15 protein-coding genes are annotated in these 12,854 nt (G+C 71.4%); 5 read left to right on the forward strand and 10 right to left on the reverse strand.

The genetic code is table 11. From position 1 onward, the window contains the following. Window position 1 precedes the first annotated feature (1 nt). From pdxA to FQY79_RS02285, 5 genes are all read left to right on the forward strand, one after another. Window positions 2-985 (forward strand): 4-hydroxythreonine-4-phosphate dehydrogenase PdxA, encoded by a 984-nt coding sequence (gene pdxA / locus FQY79_RS02265; protein WP_146310337.1) that lies wholly within the window; start codon window positions 2-4, stop codon window positions 983-985. Next, window positions 982-1,329: a tRNA-binding protein gene (locus tag FQY79_RS02270; protein WP_222434230.1), complete on the forward strand. Its 348-nt coding sequence runs from the start codon at window positions 982-984 to the stop codon at window positions 1,327-1,329. Before pdxA ends, FQY79_RS02270 begins: the two co-directional genes overlap by 4 nt. Next, window positions 1,326-2,126 (forward strand): 16S rRNA (adenine(1518)-N(6)/adenine(1519)-N(6))-dimethyltransferase RsmA, encoded by an 801-nt coding sequence (rsmA, locus tag FQY79_RS02275; RefSeq protein WP_146310339.1) that lies wholly within the window; start codon window positions 1,326-1,328, stop codon window positions 2,124-2,126. Before FQY79_RS02270 ends, rsmA begins: the two co-directional genes overlap by 4 nt. Before the next feature lie 63 nt (window positions 2,127-2,189). Then, window positions 2,190-2,573 carry a Co2+/Mg2+ efflux protein ApaG gene (gene apaG, locus FQY79_RS02280; protein ID WP_146310341.1) on the forward strand — a complete coding sequence of 128 codons (384 nt, stop codon included), beginning with the start codon at window positions 2,190-2,192 and terminating at the stop codon, window positions 2,571-2,573. Between the two features lie 12 nt (window positions 2,574-2,585). Continuing rightward, window positions 2,586-3,419: a symmetrical bis(5'-nucleosyl)-tetraphosphatase gene (locus FQY79_RS02285; RefSeq protein ID WP_146310343.1), complete on the forward strand. Its 834-nt coding sequence runs from the start codon at window positions 2,586-2,588 to the stop codon at window positions 3,417-3,419. Window positions 3,420-3,423: 4 nt separating this feature from the next. On the opposite strand, the gene FQY79_RS02290 is transcribed toward FQY79_RS02285, so the two are convergent. The 10 genes from FQY79_RS02290 to FQY79_RS02335 all read right to left on the reverse strand — a co-directional run bounded on the left by FQY79_RS02290 (window position 3,424) and on the right by FQY79_RS02335 (window position 12,843). Next, window positions 3,424-3,954, reverse strand: a complete 531-nt coding sequence (locus tag FQY79_RS02290) for a dihydrofolate reductase (protein ID WP_146310345.1) — start codon at window positions 3,952-3,954, stop codon at window positions 3,424-3,426. Window positions 3,955-3,958: 4 nt separating this feature from the next. Then, the gene (locus FQY79_RS02295; RefSeq protein ID WP_146310347.1) at window positions 3,959-4,753 is read right to left on the reverse strand and encodes a thymidylate synthase; all 795 of its coding nucleotides are present in this window, start codon (window positions 4,751-4,753) and stop codon (window positions 3,959-3,961) included. Then, the gene (gene lgt, locus FQY79_RS02300; RefSeq protein ID WP_027072985.1) at window positions 4,750-5,652 is read right to left on the reverse strand and encodes a prolipoprotein diacylglyceryl transferase; all 903 of its coding nucleotides are present in this window, start codon (window positions 5,650-5,652) and stop codon (window positions 4,750-4,752) included. The genes FQY79_RS02295 and lgt overlap by 4 nt, the downstream gene beginning before the upstream one ends. Window positions 5,653-5,746: 94 nt before the next feature. Continuing rightward, window positions 5,747-6,484 carry a TerC family protein gene (locus FQY79_RS02305; protein ID WP_146310349.1) on the reverse strand — a complete coding sequence of 246 codons (738 nt, stop codon included), beginning with the start codon at window positions 6,482-6,484 and terminating at the stop codon, window positions 5,747-5,749. A gap of 21 nt (window positions 6,485-6,505) precedes the next feature. Next, window positions 6,506-6,886: a diacylglycerol kinase gene (locus FQY79_RS02310; RefSeq protein ID WP_146310825.1), complete on the reverse strand. Its 381-nt coding sequence runs from the start codon at window positions 6,884-6,886 to the stop codon at window positions 6,506-6,508. Window positions 6,887-7,298: 412 nt separating this feature from the next. After that, entirely contained in the window at window positions 7,299-8,528 is a 1,230-nt protein-coding gene (locus FQY79_RS02315; RefSeq protein ID WP_146310351.1) for an ABC transporter permease, read from the reverse strand. After that, a complete protein-coding gene (locus FQY79_RS02320) occupies window positions 8,525-9,223 on the reverse strand; it encodes an ABC transporter ATP-binding protein (RefSeq protein ID WP_146310353.1) in 699 nt (232 codons plus the stop codon). Before FQY79_RS02320 ends, FQY79_RS02315 begins: the two co-directional genes overlap by 4 nt. Then, complete coding sequence (locus tag FQY79_RS02325; protein ID WP_146310355.1) at window positions 9,220-10,728, reverse strand: efflux RND transporter periplasmic adaptor subunit; 1,509 nt, start codon at window positions 10,726-10,728, stop codon at window positions 9,220-9,222. The genes FQY79_RS02320 and FQY79_RS02325 overlap by 4 nt, the downstream gene beginning before the upstream one ends. A 90-nt stretch (window positions 10,729-10,818) precedes the next feature. Beyond that, complete coding sequence (locus FQY79_RS02330; RefSeq protein ID WP_146310357.1) at window positions 10,819-12,108, reverse strand: sensor histidine kinase; 1,290 nt, start codon at window positions 12,106-12,108, stop codon at window positions 10,819-10,821. 21 nt (window positions 12,109-12,129) lie between these two features. Next, complete coding sequence (locus FQY79_RS02335) at window positions 12,130-12,843, reverse strand: response regulator transcription factor (protein WP_146310359.1); 714 nt, start codon at window positions 12,841-12,843, stop codon at window positions 12,130-12,132. Window positions 12,844-12,854 lie beyond the last annotated feature (11 nt).

The following is a 12,854-nucleotide window of genomic DNA, read 5'->3' on the forward strand; positions in this document are numbered from 1 at the left end:
CATGGCGCGTCCGCGCCTGGCGCTGGTCCCGGGCGAACCGGCCGGCGTGGGGCCGGAGCTGTGCGTGCGTGCGGCCCAGCGCACCTGGAACGCCGACCTCGTGGCCTATGGCGACGGCCGCAGCCTGCTCGACGCCTCCGACCGCCTCGGCCTGCCGCTGCAGCTGGTGCCGCCGGACACCGCCCACGTGGCTCCGGGCCAGCTGCGCCTGGTCGAAATCGCCAACGCGGCCAGCTGCCGGCCCGGCACGCCCGACCCGCGCAACGCGGCGGCCGTGATCGCGGCGCTCTCGCGCGCCGCCGACGACTGCCTGGCCGGCTGCTGCCAGGGCCTGGTCACCGGCCCCGTGCACAAGGCCACCATCAACCTCGGCGGCATCGCCTATACCGGCACCACCGAGCTGCTCGCCGCGCACGCCGGCTGCGAGGTGGTGATGATGCTGGCCAACGACATCGTCCGCGTCGCCCTGGCCACCACCCACCTGCCGCTGCGCGCGGTGGCCGACGCGATCACCGCGGACGGGCTCGAACGCACGCTGCGGATCCTTGGGGCGGCGATGCGCACCGGGTTCGGCATCGACACGCCGCGGATCGCGGTGCTCGGCCTCAATCCCCACGCCGGCGAGGCCGGCCACCTGGGTCGCGAGGAGATCGAGGTGATCGAACCGGTGCTCGCACGCCTGCGCGGCGAGGGCATGCGCCTGGACGGGCCGCTGCCGGCCGACACCGCGTTCCTGCCCGCGCGCCTGCGCGGGGTCGACGCGGTGCTGGCGATGTATCACGACCAGGGCCTGCCGGTGCTCAAGTACAGCGGCTTCGAGCAGGCGGTGAACCTGACCCTTGGCCTGCCCTACCCGCGGGTGGCGGTCGACCACGGCACCGCGCTGGACCTGGCCGGCACCGGCCGCGCCGATCCATCGAGCCTGTTCGCCGCCATTTCGACCTGCACCCGGCTCGCCGCGGGCCGGAAGGAGCGACGCCCGTGACCGATGCAGCGCCCATCACCTGGGACGACTTCATGCGCGTGGACCTGCGCGTGGGCCGGATCGTCTCGGCGCGCGTGTTCGAACAGGCGCGCAAGCCGGCCTACGTGCTCGAGGTCGATTTCGGCCCCGAGATCGGCGTGCGCAAGTCCAGCGCCCAGATCACTGCCCTGTACACGCCCGAGGAACTGGTCGGACGGCTGGTGGTGGGCGTGGTCAACTTCCCGCCCAGGCAGATCGGCCCCCTGATGTCGCAGTGCCTGGTCACCGGCTTCCACGACGAGGCCGGCCGGGTCGCGCTGTGCGTGCCCGACCGCGAGGTGCCCCTCGGGACGCGGCTGCTGTGAGCGGGTTCACCCGCCCGGCCAAGAAGTCGCTCGGCCAGCACTTCCTGCACGAGCGCGGCGTGGTCGAGAAGATCATCCTCGCCGTCGACCCGAAGCCCGGCGACCGCCTGGTCGAGATCGGCCCGGGCCAGGGCGCGATGACCTTCCCCCTGCTCGACCGCCACGGCCGCCTGACCGCGATCGAGTTCGACCGCGACCTGCTCGAACCGCTGGCGGCGGCCGCACGCGCCCACGGCGAACTGGAGCTGATCCACTCCGACGTGCTCGACGTCGATTTCACCGCACTCGCCGGCGGCACGCCGCTGCGGCTGGTCGGCAACCTGCCCTACAACCTGTCCTCGCCGATCCTGTTCCACGCGCTCGATCACGCCGCCGCGATCCACGACATGCACTTCATGCTGCAGAAGGAAGTGGTCGACCGCATGGCCGCCGGCCCCGGCGGCAAGACCTACGGCCGGCTGAGCGTGATGCTCCAGGCCTGGTGCGAGGTGACCGCGCTGTTCACCGTGGGCCCGGGCGCCTTCCGGCCGCCGCCCAGGGTCGACTCGGCGGTGGTGCGCCTGGTCCCCCGCCCCCGCGCCAGCGTCGGCATCGCCGACCCGGCGGGCTTCGCCGCGATCGTCCGCGACGCCTTCGGCCAGCGGCGCAAGACCCTGCGCAACGCCCTGGCCCGGTGCTGCGACGAGGCCGCGATCCGGGCCGCGGGACTTGATCCCCAGGCCCGGGCCGAACAGGTTCCCGTGGCCGGCTTCGTCCGCCTGGCCAACGTGGCCGCAGCGGCCGACCCGCCCGGGTGACGGGAAACGGCGTTCCGGGGCGCGGGATGGCCGTGTTCACGGCCGGGCGAATACACTGCCCGCATGAACGAGACTGCCGACTACAGCCTTGAGATCCAGATCGCGACCCAGTTCCTGGACGAGGAGTCAGCGCCCGAGGACGACCGCTACGTGTTCGCCTACACGATCCGGATCCGCAACCTGGGGCGGCTGCCCGCGCAGCTGGTGGCCCGGCACTGGGTGATCACCGACGCCAACGGCCGGGTCGAGGAAGTGCATGGCGACGGCGTGGTGGGGGAACAGCCCCGGCTGGAACCGGGCGAGCAGTTCGTCTACACCTCCGGCGCCACCCTGCCGACCGCGGTCGGCACCATGGAAGGCAGCTACGACATGCTCGGCGACGACGGCACCCGGTTCGATGCTCCCATCCCGCCGTTCACGCTCGCCGCGCCGCGCACGCTCCACTGACGGGGCGCGGGCATGGCCGTCTGGGCGATCGGCGATCTGCAGGGCTGCTACGGCGCCACGCGCCGCCTGCTGGACGCGATCGCCTTCGACCCGGCGTGCGACCGGCTGTGGTTCTGCGGCGACCTGGTGAACCGCGGCGGCGAATCGCTCGAGACCCTGCGCCTGGTGCATTCGCTGCGTGCACACGCGGTGACCGTGCTGGGCAACCACGACCTGTCGCTGCTGGCGATTGCCCAGCGCACCGAGGCCGAGCAGCGCAAGGTCAATCCCGACTTGCAGCGCGTGCTGTTCGCCGAAGACCGCGACGAACTGCTCGGCTGGCTGCAGCGGCAGCCGCTGGTGTACACCGACCGCCAGCTGGGCTGGCTGATGGTCCATGCGGGCCTGGCGCCGAAATGGACCACCCGGGCGGCCGAGCAGCACGCGCGCGAGGTCGAGCGCAAGCTCGCCGGCAGCGGCGCGCAGAAGCTGCTGCGCAACATGTACGGCGACCATCCCGCGTGGTCGCCGCGCCTGGCCGGTACCGACCGCGACCGCGCGATCATCAACGTGTTCACGCGCATGCGCTATTGCTCCCCGCGCGGGCGCATCGCCTTCGAGGAGAAGGGGCCGCCCGGCACCCAGGCGCCGGGGCTGTACCCGTGGTTCGAGGTCCCTGGCCGGGTGGAGCGCGACCTCAAGATCGTCTGCGGACACTGGTCCTCGCTGGGCCTGTTCATCGGCCTGGGGATCCACGCGCTCGACACCGGCGCGGTCTGGGGCGGCCCGCTCACCGCGCTGCAGCTCGACGCCGGCGAACTGCGGATCGTGCAGGTGCCGGGCCGGGAAGCGCCGGGCAAGGCCTGATGGATCAGCCCGTTCCCGGGGCCACGTGCGCCGGCGCCGCGGGATCGCGCACCCACTCCACGAACGCGAACGCGAAGGCGTGCCGGTCGTCGGCCGGATGCGGCTCGCGGGAGACTTCACGCCACCCCGCGCCCGGATCGGGGAAGAACGCATCGGCCCCTTCGACGCGGGTATCGATGAGGGTGGCAAGCAGGCGCGTGGCCCGCGGCAGGGCCAGCGCGTAGACCTCGGCGCCACCGATCACGCACAGCTCGTCCGCGCCGCTGGATCGCGCGGCGTCCAGCGCCTGCCCCAGCGAGGCCACCGGCTGCATTCCCTCGACCGGGGAACGCCCGCCGCGGGTGAGCACCAGGTTGCGCCGTCCGGGCAACGCGCGGCCGATCGACTCGGCGGTCCGGCGCCCCATCAGCACCGGCTTGCCCAGGGTCAGCGCCCTGAACCGCTTCAGGTCGTCGGGCAGGTGCCAGGGCAGCGCGTTGCCGCGGCCGATGGCGCGGGCGCGGTCGTGGGCCACGATCAGGGTGATGCGCGGCATGCGCTCACACCGCCACCGGCGCGCGGATCGCCGGGTGCGGTTCGTAGCCGTCGATCGCGATGTCCTCGAAGCGGAAGTCGAAGATCTCGCGCACCTCCGGGTTCAGGCGCAGCGCGGGCAGCGGGCGCGGGTCGCGCGAAAGCTGCTCGCGCGCCTGCTCGAAGTGGTTCGAGTACAGGTGCGCGTCGCCGAGGGTGTGGACGAAGTCGCCCACGCCCAGCCCCGTCACCTGCGCCACCATGTGGGTCAGCAACGCGTAGCTGGCGATGTTGAACGGCACCCCGAGGAAGATGTCGCCGCTGCGCTGGTAGAGCTGGCAGCTCAGCCGGCCATCGGCGACGTAGAACTGGAACATCGTGTGGCACGGCATCAGCGCCATCTCCGGCAGGTCGGCCACGTTCCAGGCACTGACCACGAGCCGGCGCGAATCGGGATTGCGCCTGATCTCCTCGACCACCCAGCGGATCTGGTCGATCTCGCTGCCGTCGGCGGCGGCCCAGCGCCGCCACTGCTTGCCGTACACCGGGCCGAGTTCGCCATGCCCGTCGGCCCACTCGTCCCAGATCGTGACCTTGTTGTCGCGGAGGTAGGCGATGTTGGTCTCGCCCTTCAGGAACCACAGCAGTTCGTGGATGATCGATCGCAGGTGCAGCTTCTTGGTGGTGACCAGCGGGAAGCCTTCGCGCAGGTCGAAACGCATCTGCCAGCCGAACACGCTGCGGGTGCCGGTGCCGGTCCGGTCGGACTTTTCCGTGCCATGCTCGAGCACGTGGCGCAGGAGGTCGAGGTACTGCCTCATGCCGCGCCTCCGGCCGCCGTCGGCTGCAGGGTCGGCGAACGGTGCGAGCGCCAGAGCAGGTACGCGCCGAGTGCGACCAGCGGCAGCGACAGCAGTTGGCCCATGGTCAGCCAGCCGAACGCGATGTAGCCGATGTCGGCGTCGGGCACGCGCACGAATTCCACCGCGAAGCGGAACACCCCGTAGAGCAGCGCGAACAGGCCGCTGAGCGCGTAACGCGGGCGCGGCCGGGACGAGTACCACCACAGCACGATGAACATCACCAGGCCCTCGAGGAAGGCCTGGTAGAGCTGCGAGGGATGGCGCGCGAACGCATCCAGCGCGCCGGCGGCGAACTCGGCCTGGAGCTGCTCGGCGCTGCGGCCGGCGAGCTGCGGGTCGGTGGGAAACACCACGCCCCATCCGGCCTGGGTGTACTTGCCCCACAGCTCGGCACCGATGTAGTTGCCGATCCGGCCGAAGCCCAGTCCCGGCGGCACCAGCGGCGCCACGAAGTCCATCACGTCGAAGAAATGCAGGCGCTGCCGCCGCGCCCAGATCCACGCCCCGACCAGCACGCCCAGCAGGCCGCCGTGGAAGCTCATCCCGCCGTCCCAGACCCGGACGATCATCAGCGGCTCGCGCAGGAACTCGGGCAGCGCGTAGAACAGCACGTAGCCGATGCGTCCGCCGAGCACGACGCCCAGCATCCCGTAGAACAGCAGGTCGCCGAAGCCGTTGGCGTCGACGCCGGGCAGCCGCCCGGCCGCGATCCGCCGCCGTCCCAGCCACCACGCGGTCGCGAACGCCAGCAGGTACATGATCCCGTACCAGTGGATCGCGGGCTGGAACGTGCGCCCGAACAGCTCGAACGCGGGGAACTGGATCGCGATGGGATCGATCTGGTGCAGGTGGATCATGGAGCGTCGCGTTCCTCTGCCGCCGGCCGTTCCCTATTGTGCCCGAGCCATGGCCGGCCCGCGCGCCCGCGCTGGACCGGCCTCGCCGCCCGCGTCAGTAGGCCTCGCCACGCAGCCGCGCGTTGCGCTTGGCCCACAGGTTGAGCACCTCCACCAGCACCGAGAAGCCCATCGAGCCGTAGATGTAGCCCTTCGGGATGTGCACGTCGAAGCCCTCGAGCAGCAGGTAGGCGCCGATCAGCACGATGAAGGCCAGGGCCAGCATCTTGACCGTGGGGTTGGCGTCGATGAACTGGCCGAGCGGGCGCGCGGCGAGCAGCATCACCGAGACCGCGACCAGGATCGCCGCCACCATCACCGGCACGTACTCGCCGGCCATGCCCACGGCGGCGATCACCGAATCGAGCGAGAACACGATGTCGATCACCGCGATCTGCGCGATCACGCCGCCGAACGACGCTGCCGCCTTGGCCGGCACCGACGCGTCGTGCTCGGACCCGCCCACCAGTTCGCGGATCTCCAGCGCGCCCTTCACCAGCAGGAACACGCCGCCCAGGATCAGCACCAGGTCGCGCACCGAAATGCCCTGCCCGAGCACCATGAACAGGTCGGTAGTCAGGCTGGCCAGCCAGGCCAGGGTCAGCAGCAGCAGGATCCGGGTGATGCAGGCGACGGCGATGCCGAACTTACGCGCGAACTCGCGCCGCTCGGCGGGGAGCTTGCTGACGGCGATCGAGATGAACACCAGATTGTCGATGCCCAGCACGATCTCGATCGTGCTCAGGGTCAACAGCAGGATCCACACCTGCGGATCGCTCAACATCGCCATCATCTTGGGGTTTCCTTCAGTTCACTACAGCCAGCGCGGGACCAACACCAGTCCCCACACCAGCACTACGTTCAACATGGTCACGAACACCGCGGCCGAGCCCATGTCCTTGGCCCGCCCCGACAGCTCGTGGTGTTCGGATCCGAAGCGCTCGATCACCGCCTCGATGGCGGAATTGAGCAGTTCCACCGCCAGCACCAGCAGGCAGCTTCCCAGCAGCAGCGCGCGCTCGATGCCGTCCTGCCCGAGCCACAGCGCCGCGGGCGCCAGCACGACGAGCAGGTAGACCTCGAGCCGGAACGATGACTCGTGCAGCCAAGCCGCGCGCAGGCCCTGGAGCGACCACACCGCCGCCTTCAGGATGCGCGAGGGACGGCGCGGCAGGTGCCCGGTTTCGTCCGCCATCATCCGGCCCGGTTGTACGGGCCGGAGCCCGTGTCCCCGGCAGCGCCGGGAAGGATCATCGTCTGGGTCGGCAGCATGCCGCGTGAAAGGACGCGGCCGATCGCCGCAACCGCGTAATTTTGCCACATGCGGCGCCCGGTCCGGGGCGCCGCCCGTCCCGTTCCTGGATCCCGCGGGCATCGCCGGACACGCTGGTTCCGGCGACCGCAAACGCCCCCCGGAAGCCAGCCAGCGGCGCTGCAGGCGGCGTCCAGGCGCCACGCGCGCCCGGCCGCGACCCGGCCCACGCCGGCGCTCCTGCGGCCATGGCGGTCCGCAGATGGCCCGCGGACAAAAGAGCCCGGCCGCCGCGTGGCGCGCATCCACGCGCGCGCCGGATGGCGCGCCGGGTCCCTCTCCCGGCGGCGGCCGGCTACTGCTGGCGCAGGGCCTCGATCGGATCGAGCTGGCTGGCCTTGCGCGCCGGGTAGTAGCCGAAGAACAGGCCGGTCGCGATCGAGAACCCGGCCGCCAGCGCGATCACCCGGCCGTTGAGCTGCACCGGCAGGTCGCTGTTGAACTGCCCCACCAGCAGCGCGCCGCCGATGCCGATCAGGATCCCGAGCAGGCCACCGCCGAGCGACAGCAGCATCGCCTCGGCCAGGAACTGGCGACGGATGTCCGACGGCCCGGCGCCCACCGCCATGCGCAGGCCGATCTCGCGGATCCGCTCGGTCACCGAGACCAGCATGATGTTCATGATCCCGATGCCGCCGACGATCAGCGAGATCGTCGCCACCGCGCCCAGCAGCCACGACATCAGCCGCGTGGTGGCGGTGCGGGTGGCCACGATCTCGGACATGTTGCGCACCCGGAAATCGTCCTCGGCGCCCGGCGCGATGCGGTGCCGCTGGCGCAGCAGCGATTCGATCTCGCCCTGCACGTAGCCCAGGTCGTCGGGATCGTCCACCGCCAGCGAGATCTCCATCACCGCGCCCGGCGGCATGCCCATCGCGCCCATCAGCCGGCGCCGCGCGGTCTCCAGCGGCACCATCACGATCTCGTCCTGGTCGCGGCCCCAGCTGCTCTGGCCCTTGGGCGCGAGCGTGCCGACCACGGTCAGCGGCACCCTGCCGATGCGGATGGTCTCGCCGATTCCGCTCTCGTCGCCGAACAGCTCGCGGCGGATGGTCTCGCCGATCAGCGCCACCTTGTCGTCGCCGGCCTCCTCGAAGCCGACGCCCTCGGCGACGCTCCAGCCGTTGATCACCAGGTAGTCCGGATCCACGCCCTGCCAGCTGCTGTTCCAGTTGCGCTCGGCGTACACCACCTGGGAACTGCCCCGCAGCGAGCCGGAGATGTACTGCACCTCGGGGATCTCGCTGCGGATCGCGTCCACGTCGCCCTGGGTGAGGGTGTAGAAGCTGCTCGCCGCCATGCGGACGCCGCCGCTGGCGCGTGCCACGTTGGGCGAGATGTCGAGGCGCTGCGAGCCGAGGCCGGCGACCATCTTGTCGATCTCGGCCTGGGTGCCCTGGCCGACCGACACCATCACGATCACCGAGGCGATGCCGATGATCACGCCCAGCGAGGTGAGCGCGCTGCGCATCCAGTTGCCGCGCAGCGCGAACAGCGCGGTGCGCAGCACGTCGGCGAAGTTCATGGCCGGCCCTCCTCGTGCAGCTGGCCGTCGCGCATCACACAGGTGCGGTCGGCGTGGGCGGCGACCTCGGGGTCGTGGGTGATCAGCACCACCGTGTGGCCCTCGTCGCGCAGGCGCTTGAACAGGGCGAGGATCTCCTCGCCGGTCTTCGAGTCGAGCGCGCCGGTGGGTTCGTCCGCAAGCAGGATCGGCGGCCGGTTGATCAGCGCGCGGGCGATCGCCACGCGCTGCTGCTGGCCGCCCGACAGCTCGTTCGGGCGATGGTGGGCGCGTTCGGACAGGCCCACCGCCGCCAGCGCCTCGCGCGCCAGCCGGCGGCGCTCGGCCGGCGGCACCCGCGCGTAGCCCAGCGGCATCGCCACGTTGTCCTCGGCGGACATCCGCGGCAGCAGGTGGAAGCCCTGGAACACGAACCCGATCTTCTCGCGCCGCAGGATGGCCAGCTCCTCGCGGTCCAGGGTGGCGACGTCGACGCCGTCGCACAGGTACTGGCCGGACGTGGGCCGGTCGAGACAGCCGATCATGTTCATCAGCGTGGACTTGCCCGATCCCGACGGCCCCATGATCGCCACGAACTCGCCCGGATCGATGCGCAGGTCGACCCCGGCCAGGGCCACGACCTCGGCCTCGCTGCCTTCGGCGTAGACCTTGCGCAGGCCGCGGGTCTCGATGACCGGAACGATGCCCTCGCTCATCGACGCGCGCGCTCGCCGGTGATGATCTCGTCGCCGGCCTCGACCGGGCCGCTGATCTCGGTGCTGGTGCCGTCGCTGGCGCCCACGCGCACCTGGACCGCCTCGCGCTGGCCGTTCCTGAGCCGGTAGATGGTGGCGCGGGTGGCGCTGAGCGAGGACGCCAGCGCCGCGTCCCAGGCCTTGCGCTGCGATTCGTCCAGCAGGCGGGTGAAGTCGGCGAAGTTCTCCTTCATCCGCTCCAGCATCCGCTGGCGGATCTGGGCCTGGACGTTGGCCGGGGGCGTGCCCCCGCCCACCACCATCATCCCCGGCGGCGGGCCGCCCGGGCCGCGCGACTGGCCCTGGCCCGCGCCCTGGCGCATCGCCTCGGCGCGCTTGCGCTGGGCCTCCAGCGCGGCGTCGAACGCGGCGCGCTGCCCGGCATCGAGATCCAGCCCGTCGGCGATCCGGCGCAGGTCCTCGAGCATGCCGGCGCCGCCGCGTCCCGCCGCCGCGGCTGGCGCAGGCGCGTCGCCGACCGGCTTGTAGCGCAGCGCCGCGTTGGACACCTTCAGCACGTCCTTGCGGTTGCTGACCTCGATCTCGGCATTGACGGTGAGCCCCGGCAGCAGGGTGCCGTCGCTGTTGTCCACGCTGACCACGACCGGATACGTCACCACGTTGTTGGTGGTGGTCGCGGCCAGGCGCACCTGGTCGACCACGCCGCGGAACTGCCGGTCCGGGAAGGCGTCGGCGGTGAAGGTCACCTGCTGGCCGGCCTGGACCTGGCCGATGTCGGCCTCGTCCACCGCCAGTTCGATCCTCATCTTCGACAGGTCCTCGGCGATGGTGAACAGTTCCGGTGCCTGCAGGCTGGCGGCGACCGTCTGGCCGGGCTCGATGCTGCGGGTCAGGACCACGCCGTCCACCGGCGACCGGATCACGGTGCGGTCGAGGTTCACGCGCGTGGTCTGGGTCGAGGCGGTCTGTTGCCGGATCTGGGCCTGCGCCGAGGCCACCTGGGCCCTGGCCTGCTCGAGCGCGGCGCGCGCCAGGTCCACGTCGCTGCGGGCGACCAGCTGGCGTTCGACCAGCTCGGCCTTGCGGCGATAGTCCAGTTCGGCGTTGCGCAGGGTGGCCTGGGCCTGTTCGAGCTGGGCCCGGGCACTGGCGATCTGGGCATTGCCCTGCTCGATCTGCGCCTCGTAGGTCGACGGATCGATCCGGGCCAGCACCTGGCCGCTGGTGACCCGGTCGTTGAAGTCCACCAGCACCTGGGTCACCTGGCCGGAGATCTGGCTGCCGACCGTCACCGTCGAGGTGGCGCTGAGCGTGCCGGTGGCGGAGATCGCCACCCGGATGTCGCCGCGCTCCACGGCGACGGTGCGCCACGCCGATTCGGCGCCCTCGCTCCGTGCGCCGCGCCACCACGCGAACGCCGCGGCGGCCACTGCGACGACGGCGACCGCCGCCACCAGGGCACGGGGAAACGGCCGCTTGCTGCGGCGGGACGGGGCTTGGCGCATGCTCGGGGATCCTGGGACGTGGGGCATCTGGACAGGCTAACGCCCCGGCCGGCCGGAGGTTGACCGGAGGCGCCCGCGCACCAGGGCGGCTCAGGCCGCCGGCGTGGGCGCGAACCGCAGGGTCGCGGCGGTGCCCTGCCCCGGCTCGCTGTCGAGCAGCAGTTCCCAGCCGAAGCGCCGCGCCAGGCGGCTGGCGATGGTCAAGCCGAACCCCTTGCCGAGCGGGCTGAACGCGTCCGCGCGGTAGAACGGTTCGAACACGTGGCGCAGGGTATCGGGCGACATGCCGATGCCGGTATCGGCCACGGTGACCGCGTCGGGCTCGATCCGCACGTCGATGTTGCCGCGCTCGGTGAAGTGGCAGGCGTTGACCAGCAGCTTGCGCAGCACCACGCCGAGCACCGCGGGCGGGGCGAACATGCGCGGCGAGGCCTCGCCCGACACCGCCAGGGCCACCGGCTTGTCGCCCAGCAGCGGCCGCGCCTTCTCCACTTCCTCCAGGACCACGTCGCGGACCTCGAATTCTTCGCTCACCGGCGCGATGCCGCCTTCCCGGGCCAGGATCAGGAAGGCGTCGATCACCGCCTCCATGTCGCGCGCGGCGCGCTGGATGCGTTCGAGCGACCTGCGCCCGTACGCGGACAGGTCCGGGTCAGACAGCAGCATGTCGCTGGCCACGCGGATCACCGTCAACGGGGTGCGCAGCTCGTGGCTGGCGTCGCGGGTGAAGTCGCGTTCGCGCTGGACGAAGTCGGCCACGCGCCCGGCCAGCCCGTGGAGGGCGTGCGAGAGCGCGCGCACCTCGCGGCTGGGCTCCTCCACGAACCCCGACACCACCAGTGGCGCGGTGAGGTCGCCGTGGCTGGGGTCCCAGCGCGCCACCTCCTCGGCCAGGCGGTTGACCGGCAGCACCATCCGGCGCGACTTGCGATAGGTCAGGGTGGTGATCACCACCGCCGCCAGCAGGCCGACGAGGATCATCGCCGCCGCGGAAGCCATCATCAGCTGGTCGAGTGTGTCGGTGCGCAGCACCAGGTAGAGCTCGCCTTCGGGCCGGCGGTCCACCAGCACCGCACGGTGGGCGCGGTAGTCGTAGCTCACCCCGCCCGCGAGCGACTCGACTTCGGGCGGGACCGGCACGTCCCGTCCGGCGGGCCGGTAGTGGCCATCCAGGGTGCGGGTGCGCGGCAAGGGCGGCCGCGGCGCGTCGGCCGCCACCCGCTCCCAGAACGCCTCGGCCTCCACCAGCAGCCGCTGCTGGACGATGGCGTCGCGGGTGAACAGGGTCAGCACGCTGACCCCGAACACCACCGCCAGCACCAGGAGCAGCCCCTGGACGACGAACGCGTAGCGGATCTTGCGCGGAAGGCCCTGCGGCACGGGAACGTTGCTCCGCCGGCCTCAGGCCGGCGACTGGTCGATGTCCGCGATCCGGTAACCGGCGCTCTGCACCGTGTGCAGCAGCGGCTTGCCGAACGGCTTGTCGATGATCTTGCGCAGGTTGTACAGATGGCTGCGCAGGGTATCGGAATCCGGCAGCCCGTTGCCCCAGATCTCGCGCTCGATCTCCTGGCGGTTGACCACGCGTGGCGACTCGCGCATCAGGATGGTGAGCAGCTTCATCCCGATCGGCGAGAGCTGCAGCTCGGTGCCGCTGCGCGTGGCGCGCATGCTGGCCGGGTCGAGCACCAGGTCGGCGACCTTGAGCACCTCCGAACCGACCTGGCGGCGCTCGCGCCGGATCAGCGCGCGCAGCCGGGCCTCCAGCTCCTGGATCGCGAACGGCTTGGTCAGGTAGTCGTCGGCGCCCGAGGACAGGCCGGTGAGCTTCTCGTCCAGGGTGTCGCGGGCGGTCAGCATCAGCACCGGGGTGGACTTGCGGGCCTCGGCCCGCAGCCGCTTGCAGACTTCCACGCCATCCAGGCGCGGCAGCATCAGGTCCAGCACGATCACATCGTAGGTGTTCTCCACCGCCAGGCGGTAGCCGTCCAGCCCGTCGGCGGCATAGTCGACCTCGAAGCCGCGGCCTTCAAGGTACTCGCCCACCATTTCCGAAATGTTGCGGTTGTCCTCGACGATCAGGACCAACCCACCTGTTTCCTGCGCTGCTCGCATAACGGTTCCTC

It is taken from the genome of Luteimonas wenzhouensis, from assembly GCF_007859305.1.
Classification (GTDB): Bacteria; Pseudomonadota; Gammaproteobacteria; order Xanthomonadales; family Xanthomonadaceae; genus Luteimonas; species Luteimonas wenzhouensis.